The organism is Rothia mucilaginosa (assembly GCF_964210535.1).
Classification (GTDB): Bacteria; Actinomycetota; Actinomycetes; order Actinomycetales; family Micrococcaceae; genus Rothia; species Rothia mucilaginosa_F.
This window is the reverse complement of record NZ_CAXOMR010000001.1, coordinates 76,047-98,775: the sequence shown is the minus strand read 5'-3', so window position 1 is coordinate 98,775 and position 22,729 is coordinate 76,047. Positions and strand designations below refer to the sequence as shown.

Sequence of the window (22,729 nt, the reverse complement as noted above, 5' to 3'; positions counted from 1 at the left end):
GACACCATGATTACCGGACCCACCGTTGCGCCCATCGGTGACCTCAGCAACTCCGCAGGGCCCACCGCAGGCACCATCAGCGTTGAGCTTGAAGAAATGCCCGCCATTGCCGACGGCCTCGACGCCGTCAGCCGCACCTGCGCCGACCGCACCATGCCGATTCTTGGCATCGCCACCGAGACTCGGCTCTTCCTCGGCATTAACGGACGTGCCCAGCAGGCTGCCGCTATTTGCGCCGTCCTTGCTGCAGACCTCGGTATGAGTGCCGCAAAGTTCGGCGTCACCGCAGCCACCGTCCGAGCCGCCCACAGCTCCTACCTGCAGGTTGAAAACACCGTCGCAGGCTGGTTCGAATCCATGGGCATCGCAAAGGACGGCAAGCTACCCGACGGACGCAGCACCCGAGGTCACTTCCGCGGCCTCATCGCTGGAGAACCCGGCGAAGCTACCTACCTCTTGAAGCTCACCATTCCCGAGCTTGGGTACTTCTCGGCATCTCGGACGCTGCCGTATTCGCCTCTCGTGGCGGGTATTCTTTTCGGCTTCACCGCCTACATGGATGCCAAATGGAATCCTGAAATTGCCCGTCAGCGAGCATTTGACCGCCTTGCAAGCATGTTTGGCATTCCGCGAGGACTTGCTCGAAAGGCACTGGGCGGTGGTCTATCTAACCTCATCAAGGCAGCTATCGGTGGAAACGCGGTTTACAACGTCCGTACAGCCTCTGCGGAGGAATACGGTATTGCTACGCATCGCGGCGAGAAAAACCAGCTCTCTGTGGGCGCCAGCTCGGAACGTCTTCTGGCGGCGGCGCAGGCGCAGGACCTTGAACTTGAACGTTCCCGGCAGGACCCTTTGACCGCTGAACGTAGTGCCGTACTCGTCACCGTTATGTACGAAGCAGGACATGAAGGCGACCCTGCCCATGCGCTGTATGTGGTGAGCATTCCGGGTACTATCTTTGGATCTTGGGGTGGATCCATCATAGATGGCGAGGGGACTCTCCGTGAAGCAGCGGGCCCAGACCAGATGAACTCTGCGTACATGATGATTTTGCAGGCTCTGCGTGATGCTGGTGCTCCCAAGGGTGCTCGTGTATACATGGAGGGCTTCAGCCAGGGAGCAATGATCGCCCACAACATGGCGAATAGTGCTGAAGTCGCCAAAGAAATCAATATTGTGGGTGTCTATGCCCAAGCTGCCCCGATGCGAGGTATGTCAGCCAAACAACGTGACTTTGCCGTGGATTACGTGGAGGGTGACGGCGATGGGGTTCCTGATATAGCAAAGAAGATTCCCTTGCCACAGATTTTTGGAGAACCGTGGCATCCTGATGAACGCGATACGGTAATCACCGTCAATAACCATGAGCATCATGCCGTAAATTACCACGAAGCCCTACACCGTGAAGGGCATAGCGGCAAGGTGCCTGGCGGCATGCGCGCCGCAATGGATGGTAAAGAGTATGTGCTGGGGGAACAGAAGGTTACCTCCGCCTCAAACCTGCCGGACGGTCTGCCTCCCGCTCTACGAGTGGGTATAACTATCAAACGTACCGAGGGCTACGCTGTTGCAGCCCTTGCATCAGGAACTATCCCTGGTGGCTTGGGTATAGTTGAGGGGATTGATCAGCTGACAGGCGGGCGCCTGGGGCAAGCAAAGCGTGGTATCGAAGATACCGTCTCAGATGTCCAACAGGGCATGGAGATTGCCAAGCAGAGGGCCGAGGGTCTCCAGCGAGAAGCTGGAGAAACCGTACAGGCGGCTGCTAAGCAAATCCCCGCCGTCATCGAGGGCATCAAAAAGACCATCCCTCACCCCGAGCCGACTCCGCAGGAATCTCAGAACCCGCAGCCTGCATGGCCCGAAATGCCTGTGCCGCAGATGCCCAAGGTGCCCCTCCTGCAGGGATACAACCCGCAGCATCTGCCGCCCGCCATCAAGATGCCGAGCGACCTGAGCCGCCCCGAGCCTGCCCACATCAAGATGCCGAGCGACCTGAGCCGTCCGGAGCCTGCGCCCATCAAGATGCCCACTCGAATCGAGGCAGAGGGGCAGCTACCCCCTGCAGGTCTAATCCCGCCGGACATTCTGCCCAAACCTGCAGATCTGCATACGCACATCGAAAAGGCTGTTACTCAGCCAATCATCGATCAGCTGCAGCTCCCTAACGCGGGTTCCGCGCTCAAGAATCCTCCAATCTTCGGAGCCAGGCAAGGCGGAGACTACGACGGCGTTGAGTCGCTCATTCCCATCCTGCCAGGCCAGAAGCCGGCACCCATGCTCCCGCCCAAGAGCATTGACCCCGGCTTCCTCGCACCAACTCCGCCCGAGAACATCGACCCCGGGTTTCGCGCCCCAGGCCCTCCCGAGGATCTGACTCCCCTCGAGGAGCGTGAACCCCTGATGGTCTAAACACCGAGTCTAAAAGCATCAATCTCAAGGACTCTGTATCTCAAAGACTCGGTGGAGGGTGGAGGGGACGAGTAGAGTAGAGAAGAGAAAAGGAGGGGCGCCACCGGGAACAACCCCGGCGGCGCCCCTCCATCTTTGCGTACAGCACTCGCGGCCAGTATCTGCTGCCTGCACAGTTACAGCTTGCTCGCGACCTGCTCTCCAGGTGAGAAGCGTTAGCCTCCGAGCCGCCCGCAGGCACATACTGGAACCATGAGCCAGTCAGCTGAACACGCCAACATCCCGGTCCGCCCCGTCTTCAACACCCTGCCCAGCTACGCGGCAGGCAAGCCGCCCACACCCGTTGAAGGCCTCACTCAGTACAAGCTCTCCTCGAACGAGAACCCGCTGGGCCCCGTACCCGAGGTTGCGCGCGTCCTCGCAGAATTTGCGACAGCGCACCGCTACCCCGACCCGCTCTCCACCGCCCTGCGTCAGAAGCTCTCCGCACGGCTCGGCGTGGACGCTGACGACATCGTCACCGGTGCCGGAAGCCTCGGTGCGCTCAACCAAATCCTCAAAACCTTCGCCGGCGTAAACGCCGACGGCGTGCAGGATGAAGTCATCTACGCCTGGCGCTCCTTCGAGGCATACCCGATCCTCGTCGGCATTATGGGCGCTCGCAGCGTGCAGGTGCCGAACCTGCCCGACGGCTCACACGACCTGGACGCCATGGCGGCAGCCATCACCGACCGCACCCGCCTGATCCTGGTCTGCACCCCCAACAACCCGACCGGCCCCGCCGTCACCGAAAGCCAAATCCGTGCGTTCCTGGAGAAGGTGCCCGCCCACATCCCCGTGGTGATTGATGAGGCGTACTTCGAGTTCTGCGCCGCCTCCACCGTGCCGGAAAGTGAAGAAGCCCCGCTGAACGGCATGGACATCTACCGCGACTACGAGAACGTCATCATTCTGCGCACCTTCTCCAAGGCACAGGGCCTGGCGGGTCTGCGCGTGGGCTACTCAATTTCGCATCCGCAGATTACGCAGCACCTGCGGGTGGCGGCAACCCCGTTCGCCGTGACGGCGCTGGCTGAGGCGGCGGCTATCGCCTCCATCGAGCATGAGGATGCGGTGATGGAGCGTGTGAGCCACCTGGTCGCTGAGCGTGAGCGCGTGACCGCTCGACTGCGCGAGCTGGGCTACGATTTCCCGAGCACTTACGCGAACTTTGTGTGGCTGCCCCTGGGGGAGCGCACGGGTGAGTTTGTGCAGCTGATGTCTGAGCATGCGCTGTCGGTGCGTGCGTTCGGCACCGAGGGTGTTCGCGTGAGCATTGGCGAGGTGGAGGCGAATGACCGTTTCCTCTCGCTCTGTGAGGTCTTCGCGAAGGGGCTCTAGAGCGTCTTGTGAAGGGGTGGGGCACCCACTCGACCCTAATTGAACAATGTACTATTTTCCCTTGTCGAGGATTATTTAGAGTTCAATATTTGTGCCCCGGAGAGAAAAGTCTGGCCCTTAAAATGGTTTCAATGGCTAAATTAAACCTCCCATATATTCCCAAAAAAGAATATATAGGAGGTTTAATTTAATGATGTTCAAATAGTGAATGACAGGGCATAATACACTGCGTTATCAGCGTAACTGCCGCGAGATAAAGCCGAAAAGAGTAGACTGGTAACTATATATGCCCAGACCCTCACAGGCTTACCGGAACACCTCAAACCCTGCACCATCAGGTGAAAGTTGAGACTAAAACCCAAGCCGCTGAGGGCCAAGCCCTCGTCACGTGTGGAGGTTAGATGCACGAGAACGACAAGTACCCCGGAGCGCCCGAACGCATCCAGCTCATGGATGAAAACGGCACCGTACACGAACACCCCACCTACAGTCGGTACATCGAAGACGTCAACGCAGACACCCTGCGCGAGGCATACCGCCTCATGTACACCACCCGCCGATTCGACGACGAGGCAACCGCCCTGCAGCGCCAGGGTCAGCTCGCCCTCTGGGTGCCCAGCCGAGGCCAGGAAGCCGCACAGGTCGGTTCCGCACTCGCCTACGCGCCCAACGACTATATCTTCCCCTCCTACCGTGAGCACGCCGTCGCCCTGACGCGTGGCGTGGACTTCCGCGACCTGATCACCATCTTCCGCGGCTCCACCACCCACGGCTGGGACATGAAGGCACATAACTTCCACACCTACACCAAGGTGCTTGCCGCCCAGACCCTGCACGCCGTCGGCTACGCCATGGGTCTGAACTTCGACGCCGACATCGAGGCTGAAACCGGCACCCGCCGCACCGGTCAGGGCCAGGCAACCGACCCCGCCGAGGACACCCAGAAGCCCGCCGTGGCGGTCTACTTCGGCGACGGCTCATCCACCGAGGGTGACGCACACGAATCTATGGTCTTCGCCGCCTCCTATAACGCGCCGGTGCTCTTCTTCGTGCAGAACAACCGCTGGGCTATCTCCGTGCCCTTCGAGGTGCAGTCCCGCGTTCCGGTGTCCACCCGCGCCGCAGGCTACGGCTTCGAGGGTATTCGCGTGGACGGCAACGACGTTCTCGCCGTGCTCGCCGTAACCCGCTACGCCATGGAGAAGATCCGCGCTGGTGAAGGCCCCGTGCTGATTGAAGCTGAGACCTACCGCCTCGGCCCGCACACCACCGCTGATGACCCCACCAAGTACCGCACCGATGCCGACCTGGAAGGTCCCCTGCGCCGCGACCCCATGTTGCGCCTCGAGAAGTACCTGCGCGAGCAGGACTACGCCGATGATGCCTTCTTTGAAGAGGTTGCAGAATCTGCGCAGCAGGTCGCGAACGGCGTGCGTGAGGCAGTGCTGAACTCTGAGGTTGCCGACTTTGAGTATTTCTTCGACCGCGTCTACGTGCAGGAACACCAGCAGGTGGAAGACGACCGCGAGTTCTACCGTAACTACGTTGCAGGCTTTGAAGAGGAGTAAGCATGAGCGAGAAAATTGAACGTTTGACCCTCGCCAAGGCGATTACCCGCGGCCTGGAAGACGCCATGGAAGCCGACCGAACCGTCGTCATGCTCGGTGAGGATATCGGCAAGCTCGGCGGCGTGTACCGTGTGACCGAGGGCCTGCAGGCGCGCTTCGGCAACCGCCGCGTCATGGATGCGCCCCTGGGTGAGTCCGGCATTATCGGCACCTCCATCGGTATGGCCCTGCGTGGCTACCGCCCCGTGCCGGAGATTCAGTTCGACGGCTTCGTGTTCCCCGCCTACAACCAAATTACGAGCCAGCTGGCGAAGATCCACAACCGCACCGATAAGCAGTACACGGTGCCGGTGACTATCCGCATTCCGTACGGTGGCGTGATTGGTTCGGTGGAGCACCACTCCGAGTCCCCGGAGGCGCTGTTCGCCCACACCGCAGGTCTGCGTATTGTGACCCCCTCGACCCCGCACGAGGCGTACTGGATGACCCGCAAGGCGATTGAGTGCCCCGACCCGGTCATTATTTTTGAGCCGAAGCGCCGCTACTGGCTCAAGGGTGAAGTGGACTTTGGCGACACTTCCTTTGATCCGTTTAGCGCCCAGGTGGTGCGTGAGGGTACGGACGCGACCATCGTTGCGTACGGTCCGCTGGTGCCGGTTGCTCTGGCTGCGGCAGAGGCTGCCGTGGAAGATGGCCGCTCGATTGAGGTCATCGACCTGCGCTCGATTTCGCCGCTGGACGTGCCAACCGTTGCCGCTTCGGTGGCGAAGACTGGCCGCCTGATTGTCGCGCACGAGGCGCCGACCTTCGGCGGTATGGGTGGTGAGCTGGCTGCGGCGATTACGGAGCGTTGCTTCTACAGCCTGCAGGCGCCGGTGATTCGCGTTGGCGGCTACTACATGCCGTACCCGGTGTCCCGCGTTGAGGAAGAGTACGTGCCCGATATTGACCGTATTCTTGAGGCGGTTGACCGCGCTTTTGACTACTAGGCATTCCCTGATCTGACGTATCAGCGTGTTGCGCTATGGCGGGTTGCAAACCCGCACAGAATATTCCATATAGGGTATATGCCCTAGTGAGAGGTAAAAATGTCCCAGATTTTCCCGCTCCCTGACGTGGGCGAAGGCCTGACCGAAGCAGAAATCCTCAGCTGGAAGGTGGCAGTCGGCACCGAGGTCGCCATCAACGACGTCCTCGTCGAAATTGAAACCGCGAAGAGCGTCGTGGAACTACCCTCGCCCTTCGCCGGCACCGTCGAGGCGCTGCTCGTTGCCGAAGGCGAAACCGTTGAGGTGGGCACCCCGATTATCAGCATCTCCGGCGGTGACAGCGCCCCCGCAGCCCCGGCTGCACCCGCCGCGGCAGAGACTGAATCCGGCACCGCGCTGGTCGGCTCCGGCCCCAAGGCGGATGCGGTGAAGCGTCGCGCCCGCAAGCGCCCCGCCTCCGCAACTCAGCCCGCGCAGGCTCCCGCGGCACCGGCAGCGCCTGCCGTTCAGGCGCCTGTGGCGCATACTCCTGCCGACCCGGTGAACCGCAACCAGGGCCTGCTGAGCGAGTTGGCTGAGCGCGCCTCCCGCTTTGTGGAGAACAGCCCGCTGAACTCGGTGGTGCAGCGCCTGTCGCACGAACCTGCAGCTGCGGCACCGGCTGCGGCTCCGACCCTGCCTCCCGAGCAGGTTCCGCACCGCCCGACCCTCGCGCCGCCTCCGGTGCGTCTTGCCGCCAAGGAACTCGGCGTTGACCTGGCGAACGTGACCGCTACCGGTGCGCGCGGCCAGGTGACCAAGCAGGACCTCATGAACTATGTGGCGCACCTGAGCGATGTGCAGCATAGCGGCGCTCGCCAGCCGTTCTGGCAGCCCGCAACCACTCCGGGTGACCGTATCGAGCGCATCCCGGTGCGTGGTGTGCGTAAGGCAACCGCGAAGGCAATGGTTTCGTCGGCGTTTAGTGCCCCGCACGTGTCCATCTTCGTGGATGTTGACGCCTCCCGCACCATGGAGTTCGTCAAGCGTCTGAAGAAGTCCCGCCACTTTGAGGGTGTGAAGGTCACCCCGCTGCTGGTGCTTGCCGCCGCGGTCATTTGGGCTGCTGAGCGTAACCCGCAGGTCAACGCGACCTGGACCGATAGCGAGATTCAGATTAAGCACTTCATGAACCTGGGTATTGCAGCGGCGACCCCGCGCGGCCTGATGGTTCCGAACATTAAGGACGCTCAGGAGCTGTCCCTGCGCGAGCTGGCTGTTGCGCTGAATAACCTGACCACCCGCGCCCGTGAGGGTAAGACTCAGCCCGCTGAGATGGCGAACGGCACCCTGACCATTACGAACATTGGTTCGCTGGGTATTGATACCGGTACCCCGATCATCAACCCGGGTGAGGTTGCGATTGTTGCCTTCGGTACGATCAAGCAGAAGCCGTGGGTGGTTGATGGTGAGGTTATTCCTCGCTGGGTGACGACCCTGGGCGGCTCCTTCGATCACCGCGTGGTGGATGGCGACCTGTCTGCTCGTTTCATGGCTGATGTGGCTGCGATTCTTGAGGAGCCTGCACTGCTGCTGGACCACTAGGCGGCATGTTTTGGCTAGTCGACGTTTTACCGCTGGGTAGCTGAAGCTGTTTAGGATATAGATATTTAGATACAGAAAACCTCCGGTACCTTGTCTCAATGTACCGGAGGTTTTCTCTATGTTTTAGGCCTATCGCAACGAGGCGCGGGCGCTGAGAAGCCTAGGCGTCGTCGCGTGCCACCTGGTCGTTCGGGTACTTGTCCACGCGGCGGTGGTACAGGCGTCCGCACAGGCCGCCGAGGATAGCGCCGAGGAAGCTCAACGCCAGAACCAGCAGAACCGCCAGCAGACCGTTCGCGAAGTCGCCCGCAATGAGCTTCTGCAGGGACAGGGACGCAACACCGTTCTGGAACAGCTGAGGCGCCAGGAAGGTCGCCAGGGATCCGAGGATGAGCGCCATAATCTGCCAGAGCCACACGGCAATGCCCTGCTTTGCGCCGGCGAATCGTGCCATACGACCCGCTGCGTAGCCGCCCACCAGGTAGGCAAAGAAGATGAGCACGCTCAGCGCGACCGCTACCGGTACGGCGTTTGATGCGCCGCTGAAGAGTCGGGAGACCACCGAGGCGTACTCGATGGACTCGCTCTGACCGGTCAGGGTCAGCCACGACTGGATAGCCCACAGACCACCGTCCATGAGGGAGATGGTAATCAGCCAACCGAGCAGACCGGGCAACAGCTGCATGCGGGAGTATCGGCTCTTCTGCATGGACAGTGCGGTTGCTGCGGTGAGGACGGGCTCTGCGCCCGCCGCGCCTGCGGTACCGGCGGGGGTGGGGATGACGAAGTGGTCATCATCCGCCGGATTAGCCTGCGGGGCGCCGGGTGCCGCATGGGCGTTACCGGGTGCGGGCACCTCGTAGCTTGCCGCTGCGGTCGGTGCGGTAGCGGGGGCCGCAGAAGCATTACCGCGTACGTTGTCCGGGCTGGGGGCTGCGGGCTTGTCGAGCCAACTGAGGTTATCGGTAGCGGGTTCGCCCAAGTCAGCACCGGATTCTGCACTGTGAGCGGCACCGTTTGCAGAGACGACCGGCTGGGTTGCGGTAGCCGCGTCAGTGACGGAGAGAGGCTGGGTCGCATCCTGCGAGGACTGCGCAGAGGACTGCGCCGAGGCGCTCGACTCGCGCGCCTTTTCGTGCGCGCGGCGTGCCGCGTTTAGGTCCTCGTCGGTCAGGACCACGGTGGGGTCGTCGGAGGAGAATGCCGCTTCCCACAGGTCACTTTCGGTGGGGGTGGACGCCGCGGCGGCCGGACGCTGCTGCGGGGTGTTGTTCTGTGCGTTCATTAAATCCTTTGGATTCTAGTCCTGGGTGCTGATTTAGCGGTTGCGGTCAGCGTAGAAGGCGCGTGCTTCTTCCAGGGCTTCTGCGGAGTAGGTGTGCGGGTATGCCGGGCGTTCGTTCTCGTCCAGAGTGCGGATGACGCGGCCGGGGTTGCCTACCACGACGGAGTTTTCGGGTACATCCTCGGTGACGACGGTGCCTGCACCAATCACGGAGTTCTTGCCGATGGTCACGCCGCCCAGGATGATAGCGCCGCCGCCAATCCAGACGTTGTCTTCAACGGTGATGGGCTCGCCGCCTTCCCAGTATGCGGCGCGGTCGACCGGGTTGAGCGGGTGGGTGGGGGTGAGGAACTGTACGTTGTTGCCGACGAGCACGGTGGAGCCGATACGAATCGGGCAGACGTCCAGGAATACGCAGTCGAAGTTGAAGAAGGAGCCGTCGCCAATGTAGGTGTTCACGCCGTAGTCGAAGCGTGCGCCGGGGCGGATGTGGGAGTGCTCGCCCAGGTGGCCGAGGTGTTCACGGTAGACGTGCATTGCCTGCGCCTGCTCGCCGCGTGCGTAGTGTTCTTCGGCGAGGACGGTTGCAGCGTGGATGCGCTTGTACTGCGCGCCGCATTCGGCGTCGGGCATGTAGGCGGCGCCGGAGACCATGCGGTGGAAGATGTCGCCGTTGGGGCGCTGCGGGGTGTGCATTAGTGGGCTCCTCCCAGAAGGTAAGCAAGTGCGATGATGGCCATTCCGAACAGGATGACGACTCCTCCGGCGATGGCGAATCGCTTGGAAATTTCGCGGAGGAGCTTCTTGAACTGTTCGTCAGTGATGTCTTGCTGTCGTTTACTCATGCTTTAAGTATCCCAGAGTTGCTGGGTTCTGCCTTAGTGTTTCGGTGTTTATTGCGGTATCTGGGGCGGGTGTACCGTGTGATTTTCAGCGTGGAAAGAAACGGTGCTGAGTTGAAGCCTGCGGGTGCGGGAAGGCACAATCATTGCATGACTGAGGCTCAGAAGAACACGAACCTGCAGGATGCGGCGGCTCCTGCATCCCCCGCTGGCGCATCCGCTGGTGTAGCTGCTGGTGCGTATCCGTTGGCGCATCGCCCCTGGTTGAAGAACTATACGCCGTGGACTGCTCGCGATATTGAGCTGCCTGAAACCTCGCTGAGCCACCTCATTGACGAGGCGGTTCGCACCGTACCGCACAAGGTTGCGCTGGAGTTTTTTGGCGCGACGACCACTTATGCTGAGCTGGGCGACCAGATTGAGCGTGCGGCGGAGGGTCTGCGCGTGGCGGGTGTGCAGGCGGGTGACCGTGTGGCGCTGATTTTGCCGAACTGCCCTCAGCATATTGCGGCGTTTTACGCGATTCTGCGTCTGGGCGCGATTGTGGTGGAGCATAACCCGCTGTATACGGGTGCGGAGTTGCGCCACATGTTTGAGGACCACGGTGCGAAGGTCGCGATTGTGTGGGATAAGATCGCTTCGCATATTACGGGTCTTCCGGATGATATTCGCCCGAGCCATATTTATTCGGTGAACATGATTTCGGCGATGCCTGCGCTGATGCGTACCGCGCTGAAGCTGCCGTTGAAGAGTGCGCGTGCTTCGCGTGAGAAGCTGGCTGGTCCCGCTCCGGGTACGGTGCCGTGGTCGCACCTGCTGAAGAGTGAGCGTATTGATCCCGCGCATCGCCGCCCGACCGCGCACGATATTGCGTTGCTACAGTACACCTCCGGCACGACCGGTCTGCCGAAGGGCGTGATGCTCACGCACCGCAACCTGGAGTCTAATGGCCGCATGGGTGAGGCGTGGATTAACCCGGGTGATGACGAGGTGATTTACTCGGTTCTGCCGCTGTTCCACGCGTACGGTATGACTCTGGGTGTGACGATTGCGTCGCTGTGCCGTGCCCGCCTGGTGCTGTTCCCGACCGTGGATATGGACCTGATTTTGAAGGCGATGAAGAAGACCCGCCCGACCATTCTGCCTGCGGTTCCGCCGGTGTATCGCCGCCTCATGGATGAGGCGAAGAAGCGCGGCGTGTCCCTGGAGGGTATCCGTTACGCGGTGTCTGGCGCGATGAACCTGCCGCCCGAGCTGGTCGCCGAGTGGGAGGAAGCCTCCGGCGGTTTCATGGTGGAGGGCTACGGCCTGACCGAGTGCGCGCCGCTGGTGTCCTGCAACCCTCTGAATGACACTCGTCGTGCCGGTTTTATTGGTGTTCCGTTCCCCTCCACCGATATTCGTGTGGTGGACCCGGAAACTGGCGAGGACGTGCCCGAGGGCGAAGAGGGCGAACTGTGGGTAAAGGGTCCTCAGCGTTTTGCCGGCTACTGGAAGCGTGAGGACGAGACCGCGAAGACCATCACCCCCGAGGGGTGGCTGCGTACCGGCGATATTGTGCGCCTGGACGAGGACTACTTCATCCAGATCGTTGACCGCATCAAGGAGGTCATTATTACCGGTGGTTTCAACGTCTCCCCGACGGAGGTTGAGGTCGCCCTCAAACAGCACGACATGGTCGCGGATGCGGCAGTCGTCGGTATTCCGCTGCCCGCCGGTGGCGAGATGGTCGTTGCCGCCGTGGTGCCCGCCCCGGGACGTGTGGTGCAGGAGCATACCCTGCGTGAGCACTGCTACTCGAAGGTGACCCGCTATAAGGTTCCGCGCCGCATCGTGGTGGTGGATGATTTGCCTCGTTCGATGCTGGGTAAGGTTCTGCGCCGTAAGGTGCGTGAGCAGCTGATTGCTTCGGGCGAGTTTGACCAGTAGGCGCTAGCGGCTCGCTGATTGCCCGTTTTATGAACGCCGGCTTGGGTTTTTGTACCCTTGCCGGCGTTTTGTGTGCGCCTGAATACACCGTCAATGACGCTTTGTGACCTGGAAATAATCACCGCATGACGAAATATGACAAAATATGACGACCTTGACGTTCTGTGTCTCATGAATAGCTCTTAACTTCCACACCCGCCCCCGCGCGTGCTGTAATTGTCCCATCATCATTCCCATCGGACGTGCTAATACCAACGTCAGCACCCGGTGGAACGCATCATCATTCAACAGAAAGATTCATAGCCGTGAAGAAGTTTGCTGCTGCACTCGCAGTTGTCCCCATGGTCATTGGCCTGGCAGCCTGCGGTTCCACCAACTCCTCCTCTTCCTCCTCTTCCGCATCCAAGAAGGTCACCATCGGTGTGGTTGGCTCTGAGAAGTTCAACAAGACCCTGAAGGAAGAAGCTAAGAAGCAGGGTATCGACATTGAGTACAAGGAGTTCAGCGCTTACACCGAGCCGAACCCCGCACTGGACGCCGGTGACATCGACATGAACCGCTTCCAGCACATCGCGTACCTGTCTAACTACAACGTGAGCGCTAAAAAGGACCTGCAGATTGTCGGCCCGACCGTCATCTACCCGATGGCTCTGTTCTCCAAGAAGCACTCCAAGCTGGCTGACATCCCCCAGGGCGGCGAGATCGTTATCCCGAACGACACCGTGAACGAGGCACGCGCGCTGAAGCTGCTGAAGACCAACGGTCTGGTTACCTTCAAGAACGCTGACGTTGACGCACCCACCATCGACGACGTGGACACCGCTAACTCCAAGGTGAAGGTCACCCCCGTTGACGCAACCCAGACCGTGGTTGGCATGGAGTCCGCTGACGGCGCAGTCGTCAACAACGACTTCCTCAAGGATGCAGGCCTGAAGCCCGCAGACGCACTGGCTCAGGACGACCCCAAGACCGACCCCTCGGCAATTAAGTACGTGAACCTCTTCGTTGCTCAGAAGGACAAGGCTGACGACGAGACCTACAAGAAGATTGTTGAACTCTTCCACTCCAAGGCCGTCATGGACGTCGTTCAGGAAGAGACCCGCGGCACCGCCGTTGAGGTCAACGTAAGCACCGACGAGCTGCGTCAGTCCCTGGCTAACGAAGAAGCCAAGCTGCGCGCCAAGAAGTAATCTTCTAAATACACGCCTCCTCTAGGCATACGCAAAGGCGGTAAGTCTAAGAACCCGATGCGGGTCACGACAGGCTTACCGTCCTTTGCGTAACGGCGTTAAGGCCCTTTAGCGCCCCAACCACGACATTTACGGATACATATTTATGAGTGAACTGGCACAGAGCTTCGGCGACAGCACCTCGCCCATGGTGGTTCTGGACGGAGTCTCCAAGGTCTTCGGCAACGGCCCCAAGGCTGTAGTTGCTGTCGACAACGTCTCCCTCACCATCAACCGCGGTGAAATCTTTGCAATTATCGGCTACTCCGGCGCCGGTAAGTCCACCCTGGTCCGCCTCATTAACGGTCTGGAAACCACCACCAGTGGCACCCTGACCGTTGGCGGCTTCGAAATTTCCGGCAAGCGCGACTCCGAACTGCGCGAAGCACGCACCAACATCGGCATGATCTTCCAGCAGTTCAACCTGATGAACTCCCGCACCGTGCTCGGTAACGTTGAGTTCCCGCTGAAGATTGCCGGCTGGTCTAAGAAGGACCGCCGCGCCCGCGCCCTGGAAATGCTCGAGTTCGTGGGTCTTGCCGACCGTGCAGGCCACTACCCGAACCAGCTTTCGGGCGGTCAGAAGCAGCGTGTGGGTATTGCCCGTGCGCTCGCGACCAACCCCGCACTGCTGCTGGCGGACGAGTCCACTAGCGCGCTGGATCCGGAAACCACTCATGAAGTGCTTGCGCTCCTTAAGCGTGTGAACCGAGAACTGGGTGTGACCGTCGTGGTCATTACCCACGAGATGGATGTGGTTTCCAGCATCGCTGACCGTGTGGCAGTCATGGAGTCCGGTCGTGTGGTGGAGCAGGGTAACGTGTACGATGTCTTCTCCAACCCGCAGACCGACGTGGCGAAGCTGTTCGTGGCAACCACCGTCAAGCTTGCCCCCACCGGCAAGGAGGCGGCTGAGCTGCGCGCGAACCACAAGGGTTACCTCATCAACGTTGAAATCGTGGAGGGTAACCAGGAGCTCGGTAAGGTGCTGTCCTACCTGGGTGCCCGTAACGTCCGCTTCAACATTGTGGGCGGCGGTATCGAGACCCTGCAGGGCAAGGCGTACGGTACCCTCACCCTGGAACTTCTCGGCGAAATCACCAGCATTGATGCCGCTGTTGCTGAACTGAAGACCGTTGCCCGCGTGCAGGAGGTGCGCTAAATGTTTGCTACTACTCTTCCGCTGGCTGCGTCTAAGACTGACTGGTCTGAGTTCCTGCCCGAGAAGCTGCTCCCGGCTATCGGCGATACGTTCTACATGGTGTCTATCACCATGCTGTGTGCCGGTCTGGTCGGCCTGATTGTGGGTGCCCTGCTGTACACCACCCGCGCCGGTAATATCTTCCAGAACCGCTTCGTGTACACGGTCCTGAACATTCTGGTGAACGTGATTCGCCCGATTCCGTTCATTATCCTGATTGCGGCGCTGGGCCCGCTGACGAGCGCCGTGGTGGGTACCCGCCTGGGCGTGAACGCGGCGGTCTTCGCGATGAGCTTCGGTGCTGCGTTCGCTATTGCCCGTATCGTGGAGCAGAACATGGTTTCCATTGATCCGGGCGTGATTGAGGCGGCGCGCGCTATGGGCGCTTCGAAGCTGACCATCCTGTTCACCGTGATGATTCCCGAGGCGCTTGGCCCGCTGATTCTGGGTTACACCTTCCTCGTTATTGGCGTGGTGGATATGTCCGCTATGGCCGGTTACGTGGGTGCCGGTGGTCTGGGTAAGATCGCGATTGTGGACGGCTACCAGCGCTTCAATGATGAGATCACCTGGGCTGTTGTGGCGATTATTATCGTCCTGGTTCAGCTGGTTCAGTTCATCGGTAACGCACTGGCGAAGAAGGTTATGCGCCGATAGGCTCGTACCGCTTAGGTATAAGCCGATAAGGCATAGAAGACCCCGGTCTGCTCTTCAGGAGCGGGCCGGGGGTCTTTCTTTGTGTCGGGTTTCTTTGTGCCTGGTTCCTTTGCGCCAGGGGAGGGGGCGCTAGTCGCTTAGCCCTGCGCTGCTTCGGACTGCTGTGCCGCCTCAAGCTTGGCGACCCAGGTGCGTGCCGCCTCCCAGAGCTGCGGGTCCTTGAACGAGTCGAAGCGGCCAAAGCCGGCAGGTGCCTTTGCCGGGTCGGTATCGGCGGGAGTGTAAATCATGACCTTCGTGCCGGCGTCACGTGCCGCCTGCGCGCCGGCGGGGGAGTCTTCGAACGCCAGCGCCTCATGGCCTTCGAAGCCGAGGCGGCGTGCCGCCTCCAGGTACATGTCCGGGGCGGGCTTACCGTTGGGAACGTCGTTGCTACTGACCCAGGTGCGCACCAGCGGGGCGTAACCGTAGCTTTCCATTTTCAGGGTCAGAATCTTTGCGGTGGAGTTCGACGCCACCGCAACGGGCATGTGCTCGCTCAGGAAGCTCAGGAACTCCTGCGCGCCCTCAATCAGGTCCACGCCGGAGCTGATGACCTCGTGCTCGGTGGTGAGCAGGTCCTTCATCACGCGTTCATGGTGCTCGGCGTACTCTGCGGAGGCGGTGTCCGGCTTCTGACCGTTCTGCGCCTCGTAGGAGAGCAGGGCAAGCTCCTCGGCGACGTCGGCTGCCGCCAGGCCGGTGAGGCGGTGCTCCACCTCCTCGGTGAAGCGGACAGACCAGCGGGCGAAAAGCTCACGCTGCACATCGTTCCAGACGGTTTCGGAGTCGAGGAGGATGCCGTCGCAGTCGAAGATTGCGCAGCGAGGGAACCAATCGGAGGGTACTGTGTGTTCAAACATAATGTCAGTCTCTCACAGGGCTTGAGGCTATGGAAGCGGTGGCACGATGCGTGAGAAAACATGCAGGGCACACGCCGGGTGAGGGCACAAAAGCACGCGGCACATAAGTAGGCATAAAGAAACCCTCCCGCCGCATCCAGAACGGACGCAACGGGAGGGTAGCAGCTAAAACAGCTTAGAGAGCGGACACCGGCTTATGAGTCACCTGACGCATAAACGGAATGGTCGCCAACAGGCCCGCGTAGACCAGCACCAGACCCAGCGCAATAGCGCCGAAGGTCAGACCGAACATCTTTGCCAGAACCTCACCGGGAAGGCCCTGAGCCGCAATCAACGCCGTCAGCGGCAGACCCAGTAGCGCAGAAATCACGCTGATGAGCACCAGCGGGCCGAAGACCACGGTCAGGCGCGAAGCCTGCAGCAGCCTCGTGGGGGTACCCATCATATTCAGCGAAGAATACAGCGAACCGCGCTCGTAAATGGCGGCGCTCTGGTTTAGCACTGCGGAGAGGGTGACCAGCAGGTACGAGAAGAACAGCATCAGCAGCATGCCCTGGAACATGTCCTGCATGATGGTCATGAAGGGGCCGGCGGCGGGACCGGCTTGCTTCGCGTCTTTGCTCATCTCACCCGCGAGAATCAGGATGGGGCCGAAGAAGGTCACCAAGAAGGTCGACAGCGCCACACCCGAAACCTGACGCCACGCCCCACGCGGGGATTCCAGCACCGCACGGTAACCCAGCAGAACCGACGCCTTCTGGGTCATGCGCACACGAATCTTTGCGTACGCCCACACCAGGAAGGTGCCAATCAGGTCGATAGCAACCATCATCAACAAACCAGGCAGAGCAATGAAAATCGCCAGGTTCTTCATGGCGCTATCGGCACCGCCGTCCTGGAAGGGCGAGAACATCTTGAAGCCCGTGGAGGTCGACGCCAGAATCATCACGGCAATCACCAGAACAACACCGATACCGAGGGCAATGTAACCTGCGGAGCCAGCCTTCGCGCGGGTACGCACACCCAGCGGGCTGATGCTGACCTTCGCCAGACCGAAGAGCGAGCTTAGAGCCGCCAGGACCATACAGCCCAGGAAGCAGTAGAAAATCATGCTCACCGGCAGGAGCATATTCTCAGCACCCAGCGGAACATTCATGAAGTGCATGGCACCGAACGGGAAAATCAGCACCAGGTAAAGCAACAGACCGATGATGAAGCCCACGAGGGAGTACACCAGCGCATCCGCCACCGACAGACCCACAATCAGGGTCGTGGAGGCACCAATTAGACGCAGGGACGCAAGGCGCTCGTCACGGCGGCGGGCACTCAAACGAGCAGCCGAAGCACCCAGGGTAAAGAGCGGAACAACCAGCACCAGAGCGGCAACCCACGCCAAACCCATGTAGAGCTTCTGAATGCCCATCAGGTTCACCAGCTCGTGGTCAACGTTGGCGGCGTGGTCAAGCCAGGTGCTCAGCGCCTGAACACCACCGGCAACCGTCAAAAACAGTGCCGAGGAGGCGGCAAAAGCCAGCACGGGAAGGATCGCCTGCGAACTCCATAGGGTTCGCTTGGCGAGTAGAGCATAGATTTGCATTATGCACCTGCCTGAGACTGAGCGCCCGGATTCTGAACGCCGAGGTTCTGAGCACCGGGGTTCTGTGCGGGCACGCCGCCCTGGTTATTGCGCTGATCGCTCACAATCTGACCGTCCTGCAGGTACACCACGCGGGAGCACGCCGCCGCCACGTTCGGGTCGTGAGTAACCACCAGCAGAGTCTTACCCTGCTGCGGAATCATAGTCAGCAGTAGCGCCATCACCTCACGCGCGGTCTTCGAATCCAGCGCACCGGTCGGCTCATCCGCAAAGGTCACGGGGGCACCGTTCACCTGGGAGCGGGCAATCGCCACACGCTGAGCCTGACCACCGGACATCTCACCCATACGGCGATCCAGCATCTGACCCAGACCCAGACGGTTCAGCAAATCAGCCGAAATGGAACGCGCCTGCTGGCGGGGAACACCGGCAATCATCGCGGCGAGGGAAACATTCTCCTCCGCGGTCAGCTCGGGAACCAGCAGACCCTGCTGGAACACGAAACCAAACGAGTTAGCGCGCAGAGAGGTGCGCTCACGCTCGCTGAGGGACTCCACCGCCACCTGACCGGTGGGGCCATTGAAGAGTACGGAACCGGCATCGAGCTTGATAATGCCCGAGAGCGCGTGCAACAGGGTGGTCTTACCGGAACCGGAAGGACCCATAATCGCCACGGACTCGCCGGGGAAAATATCGAGGCTCACGTTACGTAGCACCGGGTTATTGCCATACGACTTGTGCAGATTACGGGCAGAAATAATCGCGCCGCGTGCGAAGGGCGCCTGCTGCACCTGCTGAGGAGCCTGGGGCGCCTGAGCGGGGTAGCCCGGCTGAGACTGGTAATAACCTGCCTGGCTCTGCTGGTTAGGCTGACCGGGCTGAGCGGAATACTGACCGGCAGGCTGCGCCGCCTGCGGAGGGGTCATTGAGTACGGGTTCTGAGCCTGGAACTGCGGGTTCTGAGATTGAGGATTCTGCGTCATGACAACCTTCATTGGGTATGAACTAACGGAAGTACCCTTCTATCATCTCAGCTTCTCGACGGCTCACCCCTCCGTCTGAGGGCTGAAAAATATGGGAATACCCTGAAAAAATTCGCCCCACCGGGCGCTCAACCGCTCCGCAGGTCATACCGCGGTATGAGTGCGCTTCATGAGAGAATACGCCTCTTGCCCCCTTGAACTGCGCGGGGGCAATGCCATACTAGAAGGATGACCGACGCACAGAACACCCCCATCATCACTCCGGTAGCCGACCCCGAAGCAGGAACCCGCATCATCTTCCTACGCCACGGTCAGACCGACTGGAACATTGACCACCGCTTCCAGGGCGGCACCGACATCCCCCTCAACGACACCGGCAGGGAGCAGGTCCGCACCGCTATCGGCGCCCTGCAACAGGCAGCAGCTGAGGGCACCACCGTGGACGCTATCGTCTCCTCGCCCCTTTCCCGCGCCGTAGAAAGCGCCGAAATCGTAGCCGAAGGCCTGGGCGTACCCTACCGCGGTGCCATTGACGGCTTCCAGGAACGTTCCTTCGGCGACCTGGAGGGTCAGATTGCGACCCGCGAGCTGATTCTCGCCTCCCGCCAGTCCAACAATGCTTTCAATGTGGAACCGAAGAAGGACTTCCTCGCCCGCTCCCTCGCGGCACTGAACCGCGTCCGCCGCGAATACGAGGGTCAGACCGTTGTGGTCGCCGCGCACGGCATGCTGATTGCCATGACCATGACCGCCCTGGTCGCTGAACGCCACCCCGAACTGCTTAACGAGGACGGCATCTACCCGATCCCGGTGAACGCCTCCCTGACCGAGGTGCCCCTGCAGTACCTGGACGACGCGATCGACCGCCTGGTTGTGCAGCACCTAGAGCCCGAGCTGAGCCCCGAGGAAGTACCGGCGGGCGCCGAGAACACGACCCTCACCCTGATCCGTCACGGCCAGACCGACTGGAACAAGGCGAACCTGATGCAGGGCATCACCGACATTCCGCTCAACGACACCGGCCGCGATCAGGCACGCACCACCGGCAAGAAGCTCGCCGACATGGGCCTGGAGTTCACCGTGCTGGTGTCCTCGCCGCTCTCCCGCGCCCACGAGACCGCGCAGCTGGTCGGTGAGCACTTCGACCTGCAGGTGCACAAGACCTACCCCGAGCTGGTGGAACGCGCCTACGGTGCCGGCGAGGGCCTGGACATTCCCTCCCCCGAACGCCGCGCCCCCGAACGCTACTACCCGAACGTGGAATCCGAGCGTGACGTGTACATTCGTGCGGTGCGTACCCTGCGCAATATCGTGCGTGAACTCTCTGAAGCCTCGGGCGACCAGAAGATTATCGCCGTCAGCCACGGCAGCTTCATTCGCCGCGCCCTCTCCGCAGCAGCCGGTGAAGAATGGACCGTGACCGTGCCGAACGCCGAACCGCTCACGATTGACGTACCCGGCCTGTTCGCGTGGGATTCGACCAAGCAGTTTGACGAGGTGGGTCGCCTTGTTTGGTAAGGGTTGGTCTGGCGCTCGCGTGTGGCGGCTGATTCTCTGGCCCGTCACGGCGCTGTACTGCGCGGTGGTGGCGAGTATCGTGTTCGCCCCCGTGCACGTGGACGATAACGAGATGGGCGGCCGCCTGGCGCAGCTGCTGGATACCGGTCACGCCGAAGGTTGGTTGCCTGCGTTCATCACCTATTCGAGCATCGAGCAGCTCTCGAACGTCATCATGTTCATTCCGGGCGGTTTTCTTTTCGCCCTGCTGCTCAAACCGAAGGCTCGCCCGCACGTGCTGTACTCGGGATTTTTGGTCAGCGCCTGCATTGAGACGATTCAGAGTTTCATGCCTGATCGCACCGGCGACCCGGTGGATGTGCTGATGAACGGTTCGGGTGCCCTGCTGGGTGCGGCGGGTGCTTTGGGCGTGCATCGTTGGCGTCGCGTGCGTCGCGAACGCAAGGGCAAGTAAACGAGTACCCAAATAAGCGCGCATTAATTGCATATGTTCTGCTGGTGGAGGCGCCGGTTCCGAGGGTTTTCGGAGCTGGCGCCTCCACTTTTTGTCCTGCTGTGGGTGTGCTGGCGGGGCCTATCAACACCGTGGGTGGTGGGGGAGAGGTAAAACCCAACAGTTCATTAGGTCAAACAGACATAAACAGGCAACAGCTCGCAAATAGGTGTGGTTTCGGTAGGGAACAATCGGGTAATATTCCAGTAAATACAGCGTTTTATATTGACTTGCCCACAAAAACCCACATAAAATCAAGTATTACCCTAAAGCGTTCTGTCGGTTCGCTGAAACCATGTCTCTCACGGTCCTGAAAGCCGAGCAGAACGCAGAAAAGAACGCACAGATTTCCTCCCACTAGCCCAAAGGAACACCAGATTTATGTTCGCAGAAGAACGCCGTGCCGAAATTGCAAAGCTTGTTGCCTCCGCACGTCGTGTCAACGGCGCTGACCTTGCGCGCCGTTACGATGTGACCATGGAGACCGTGCGTCGTGACCTCGCCGCACTGGAAGAAGCAGGTAAGCTCCGCCGTGTCCACGGTGGTGCTGTCACCATTGAGCAGTCCACCTCCCTGGAGTCCTCCATCTCCTCCCGACAGGGCATGAACACTCCTGAAAAGCGCCGTATTGCCACCAAGGCATACCAGATGCTGCGCGACTCCGAGGCGGGCTCCATCGTCCTGGACGCAGGCTCCACCATCGAAATTCTCGCCGACCACATCGGCGCCGAAAACTTCAGCCTCAAGACCGGCAATGACCGCATCGTCATCACCCACGCACTGCACATTGCAGTTAAGCTCGCCGAAGCCGAAGGCGTGACCCTTGAGCTGGTTGGCGGCCAGCTGCGCAAGATGACCTGGGCTGCTGTTGGTGCACGCGCCGCAGAGCACTTCGGCACCATGCGCCCCGATATTGCTTTCATTGGTGCCAACGGTATTGAAGCCCACTTCGGCATCTCCACCCCCGGCATGAACGAAGCCATCGTCAAGACCGCAATTTGCAAGGCAGCCCGCCGCGTGGTCTTGCTCTGTGACTCCGCGAAGTTCGGTCAGGAATCCCTGGTCCGCTTCGCTGGATTTGAGGATATTGACACCCTCATTACCGATCGCGAGCCCGAAGGTGCCCTCCGTCAGGCACTTGAGGCCGCAAACGTTGAGATTGTGATTGCCTAATGATTATTACTCTGACCGCAAACCCCAGCCTGGACCGCACCATTGAACTCGGTGCGCCCCTGGCCCACGGTGCCGTGCAGCGTGCTGTCGGTGCCGTACAGGATCCCGGTGGCAAGGGCGTGAATATTTCCCGCGCCCTGCAGGTTTCCGGCGTGCCGACCCTCGCCATTGTGCCCGGTGAAGCCACCGACCCGGTGCTGACCGCACTGCAGGCTGTGGACGTCGAGTTCGCTAACCTGCCCACCGGTGAGCCAATTCGCTCGAACATCACCGTGGTTGACCCGGATGGCACCACCACCAAGCTGAACGCCCCCGGCACCGTTTTTGATGCTGAACTGCGTCAGAAGCTGGACGAGCTGGTGGTTGAGCGTTCCAAGGGTGCCGACTGGGTGGTTTTGGCTGGTTCGCTGCCTCCGGGTCTGGAACCGACCTACTACTCCGAGCTGGTTGCGGCACTGCGCGCCTCCGGCTACGAGGGCAAGATTGCTATTGATACCTCTGAGGCACCGCTGATTGCGACCGTCGCCGGTGAGCACAAGCCCACCCTGATTAAGCCCAACTCGGAGGAGCTGGCTCAGCTGACCGGTAGCGATAACTGGGAGGAGCTGGAGGCTAGCCCCGAGCTGACCGCCCGCACCGCCCAGAAGCTGCTCGGCGACGGCATCGAGTACGTGCTTGCCACCCTCGGCGGCGGCGGTGCAGTGCTGGTCACTGAGCAGGGTATCTGGCATGCTGTGCACGAGCCGATTCAGGTTCGTAGCACTGTGGGTGCCGGTGACTCGTCGCTGTCCGGTTTCTTGATTGCTCATACTCGTGGTGAGGATGCCCCCGGTTGCCTGGTTCAGGCGGTAGCTCACGGTTCGGCTGCTGCTGCTCTGCCCGGTACCCGTATGCCTTCGCTGGAGCAGACCACTCCTGAGAAGGTCACTGTTCGTCAGCTGCAGCTCTAATTCGGGCTGTTTTCGCACCTCCAGCTTTTATTCT

19 protein-coding genes are annotated in these 22,729 nt (G+C 60.8%); 13 read left to right on the top strand and 6 right to left on the bottom strand.

Features of this window, described 5'->3' with window-relative positions; all coding sequences use genetic code 11:
• Window positions 1–6: 6 nt before the first annotated feature.
• The 5 genes from AB8C10_RS00390 to AB8C10_RS00370 all read left to right on the top strand — a co-directional run bounded on the left by AB8C10_RS00390 (window position 7) and on the right by AB8C10_RS00370 (window position 7,936).
• On the top strand, window positions 7–2,415 hold the full coding sequence (locus tag AB8C10_RS00390; RefSeq protein WP_049359934.1) for a hypothetical protein: 2,409 nt from the start codon (window positions 7–9) through the stop codon (window positions 2,413–2,415).
• Between the two features lie 252 nt (window positions 2,416–2,667).
• The gene (locus tag AB8C10_RS00385; protein ID WP_368866479.1) at window positions 2,668–3,795 is read left to right on the top strand and encodes a histidinol-phosphate transaminase; all 1,128 of its coding nucleotides are present in this window, start codon (window positions 2,668–2,670) and stop codon (window positions 3,793–3,795) included.
• Window positions 3,796–4,196: 401 nt separating this feature from the next.
• Window positions 4,197–5,363, top strand: coding sequence for a thiamine pyrophosphate-dependent enzyme (locus tag AB8C10_RS00380; RefSeq protein WP_368866478.1), 1,167 nt, complete (start codon window positions 4,197–4,199; stop codon window positions 5,361–5,363).
• 2 nt (window positions 5,364–5,365) lie between these two features.
• Window positions 5,366–6,352 carry an alpha-ketoacid dehydrogenase subunit beta gene (locus AB8C10_RS00375; RefSeq protein ID WP_368866477.1) on the top strand — a complete coding sequence of 329 codons (987 nt, stop codon included), beginning with the start codon at window positions 5,366–5,368 and terminating at the stop codon, window positions 6,350–6,352.
• Between the two features lie 99 nt (window positions 6,353–6,451).
• The gene (locus AB8C10_RS00370; RefSeq protein ID WP_368866476.1) at window positions 6,452–7,936 is read left to right on the top strand and encodes a dihydrolipoamide acetyltransferase family protein; all 1,485 of its coding nucleotides are present in this window, start codon (window positions 6,452–6,454) and stop codon (window positions 7,934–7,936) included.
• A 160-nt stretch (window positions 7,937–8,096) separates the two neighbouring features.
• On the opposite strand, the gene AB8C10_RS00365 is transcribed toward AB8C10_RS00370, so the two are convergent.
• From AB8C10_RS00365 to AB8C10_RS00355, 3 genes are read right to left on the bottom strand one after another with little or no spacing between them, the layout of a single operon-like run.
• Window positions 8,097–9,221, bottom strand: coding sequence for a hypothetical protein (locus AB8C10_RS00365; RefSeq protein ID WP_368866475.1), 1,125 nt, complete (start codon window positions 9,219–9,221; stop codon window positions 8,097–8,099).
• 33 nt (window positions 9,222–9,254) lie between these two features.
• A complete protein-coding gene (locus AB8C10_RS00360) occupies window positions 9,255–9,917 on the bottom strand; it encodes a sugar O-acetyltransferase (protein WP_070846713.1) in 663 nt (220 codons plus the stop codon).
• Window positions 9,917–10,066 (bottom strand): hypothetical protein, encoded by a 150-nt coding sequence (locus AB8C10_RS00355; RefSeq protein ID WP_005504480.1) that lies wholly within the window; start codon window positions 10,064–10,066, stop codon window positions 9,917–9,919. The genes AB8C10_RS00360 and AB8C10_RS00355 overlap by 1 nt, the downstream gene beginning before the upstream one ends.
• A gap of 147 nt (window positions 10,067–10,213) precedes the next feature.
• Here AB8C10_RS00355 and AB8C10_RS00350 point away from each other — a divergent pair, with 147 nt between their 5' ends.
• From AB8C10_RS00350 to AB8C10_RS00335, 4 genes are all read left to right on the top strand, one after another.
• Entirely contained in the window at window positions 10,214–11,992 is a 1,779-nt protein-coding gene (locus AB8C10_RS00350) for a long-chain-fatty-acid--CoA ligase (protein WP_368866474.1), read from the top strand.
• A gap of 305 nt (window positions 11,993–12,297) precedes the next feature.
• Window positions 12,298–13,182, top strand: a complete 885-nt coding sequence (locus AB8C10_RS00345) for a MetQ/NlpA family ABC transporter substrate-binding protein (protein WP_314658038.1) — start codon at window positions 12,298–12,300, stop codon at window positions 13,180–13,182.
• 145 nt (window positions 13,183–13,327) lie between these two features.
• Window positions 13,328–14,383 carry a methionine ABC transporter ATP-binding protein gene (locus AB8C10_RS00340; RefSeq protein ID WP_070846715.1) on the top strand — a complete coding sequence of 352 codons (1,056 nt, stop codon included), beginning with the start codon at window positions 13,328–13,330 and terminating at the stop codon, window positions 14,381–14,383.
• Window positions 14,384–15,079: a methionine ABC transporter permease gene (locus AB8C10_RS00335; protein ID WP_368866473.1), complete on the top strand. Its 696-nt coding sequence runs from the start codon at window positions 14,384–14,386 to the stop codon at window positions 15,077–15,079.
• A gap of 137 nt (window positions 15,080–15,216) precedes the next feature.
• On the opposite strand, the gene AB8C10_RS00330 is transcribed toward AB8C10_RS00335, so the two are convergent.
• The 3 genes from AB8C10_RS00330 to AB8C10_RS00320 form a co-directional block, all read right to left on the bottom strand.
• Window positions 15,217–15,981 carry an HAD family hydrolase gene (locus AB8C10_RS00330; RefSeq protein ID WP_368866472.1) on the bottom strand — a complete coding sequence of 255 codons (765 nt, stop codon included), beginning with the start codon at window positions 15,979–15,981 and terminating at the stop codon, window positions 15,217–15,219.
• Window positions 15,982–16,156: 175 nt separating this feature from the next.
• The gene (locus AB8C10_RS00325) at window positions 16,157–17,578 is read right to left on the bottom strand and encodes an ABC transporter permease (protein WP_368866471.1); all 1,422 of its coding nucleotides are present in this window, start codon (window positions 17,576–17,578) and stop codon (window positions 16,157–16,159) included.
• A complete protein-coding gene (locus AB8C10_RS00320; protein ID WP_368866470.1) occupies window positions 17,578–18,561 on the bottom strand; it encodes an ABC transporter ATP-binding protein in 984 nt (327 codons plus the stop codon). The genes AB8C10_RS00325 and AB8C10_RS00320 overlap by 1 nt, the downstream gene beginning before the upstream one ends.
• A 228-nt stretch (window positions 18,562–18,789) precedes the next feature.
• Here AB8C10_RS00320 and AB8C10_RS00315 point away from each other — a divergent pair, with 228 nt between their 5' ends.
• From AB8C10_RS00315 to AB8C10_RS00300, 4 genes are all read left to right on the top strand, one after another.
• Window positions 18,790–20,079 carry a histidine phosphatase family protein gene (locus tag AB8C10_RS00315; protein WP_368866469.1) on the top strand — a complete coding sequence of 430 codons (1,290 nt, stop codon included), beginning with the start codon at window positions 18,790–18,792 and terminating at the stop codon, window positions 20,077–20,079.
• Window positions 20,069–20,533, top strand: a complete 465-nt coding sequence (locus AB8C10_RS00310) for a VanZ family protein (protein ID WP_005504497.1) — start codon at window positions 20,069–20,071, stop codon at window positions 20,531–20,533. The genes AB8C10_RS00315 and AB8C10_RS00310 overlap by 11 nt, the downstream gene beginning before the upstream one ends.
• A gap of 420 nt (window positions 20,534–20,953) precedes the next feature.
• Window positions 20,954–21,745: a DeoR/GlpR family DNA-binding transcription regulator gene (locus AB8C10_RS00305; protein WP_005504500.1), complete on the top strand. Its 792-nt coding sequence runs from the start codon at window positions 20,954–20,956 to the stop codon at window positions 21,743–21,745.
• Entirely contained in the window at window positions 21,745–22,695 is a 951-nt protein-coding gene (locus tag AB8C10_RS00300) for a 1-phosphofructokinase family hexose kinase (protein ID WP_005508167.1), read from the top strand. Before AB8C10_RS00305 ends, AB8C10_RS00300 begins: the two co-directional genes overlap by 1 nt.
• The last annotated feature ends 34 nt before the right edge of the window (window positions 22,696–22,729 follow it).

Coding starts and splice junctions, on each gene's coding strand:
- AB8C10_RS00335 (WP_368866473.1), top strand. CDS start 14,384: ATGTTTGCTACTACTCTTCCGCTGGCTGCGTCTAAGACTGACTGGTCT.
- AB8C10_RS00385 (WP_368866479.1), top strand. CDS start 2,668: ATGAGCCAGTCAGCTGAACACGCCAACATCCCGGTCCGCCCCGTCTTC.
- AB8C10_RS00370 (WP_368866476.1), top strand. CDS start 6,452: ATGTCCCAGATTTTCCCGCTCCCTGACGTGGGCGAAGGCCTGACCGAA.
- AB8C10_RS00355 (WP_005504480.1), bottom strand. CDS start 10,066: ATGAGTAAACGACAGCAAGACATCACTGACGAACAGTTCAAGAAGCTC.
- AB8C10_RS00390 (WP_049359934.1), top strand. CDS start 7: ATGATTACCGGACCCACCGTTGCGCCCATCGGTGACCTCAGCAACTCC.
- AB8C10_RS00305 (WP_005504500.1), top strand. CDS start 20,954: ATGTTCGCAGAAGAACGCCGTGCCGAAATTGCAAAGCTTGTTGCCTCC.
- AB8C10_RS00320 (WP_368866470.1), bottom strand. CDS start 18,561: ATGACGCAGAATCCTCAATCTCAGAACCCGCAGTTCCAGGCTCAGAAC.
- AB8C10_RS00300 (WP_005508167.1), top strand. CDS start 21,745: ATGATTATTACTCTGACCGCAAACCCCAGCCTGGACCGCACCATTGAA.
- AB8C10_RS00315 (WP_368866469.1), top strand. CDS start 18,790: ATGACCGACGCACAGAACACCCCCATCATCACTCCGGTAGCCGACCCC.
- AB8C10_RS00380 (WP_368866478.1), top strand. CDS start 4,197: ATGCACGAGAACGACAAGTACCCCGGAGCGCCCGAACGCATCCAGCTC.
- AB8C10_RS00375 (WP_368866477.1), top strand. CDS start 5,366: ATGAGCGAGAAAATTGAACGTTTGACCCTCGCCAAGGCGATTACCCGC.
- AB8C10_RS00350 (WP_368866474.1), top strand. CDS start 10,214: ATGACTGAGGCTCAGAAGAACACGAACCTGCAGGATGCGGCGGCTCCT.
- AB8C10_RS00360 (WP_070846713.1), bottom strand. CDS start 9,917: ATGCACACCCCGCAGCGCCCCAACGGCGACATCTTCCACCGCATGGTC.
- AB8C10_RS00340 (WP_070846715.1), top strand. CDS start 13,328: ATGAGTGAACTGGCACAGAGCTTCGGCGACAGCACCTCGCCCATGGTG.
- AB8C10_RS00365 (WP_368866475.1), bottom strand. CDS start 9,221: ATGAACGCACAGAACAACACCCCGCAGCAGCGTCCGGCCGCCGCGGCG.
- AB8C10_RS00325 (WP_368866471.1), bottom strand. CDS start 17,578: ATGCAAATCTATGCTCTACTCGCCAAGCGAACCCTATGGAGTTCGCAG.
- AB8C10_RS00330 (WP_368866472.1), bottom strand. CDS start 15,981: ATGTTTGAACACACAGTACCCTCCGATTGGTTCCCTCGCTGCGCAATC.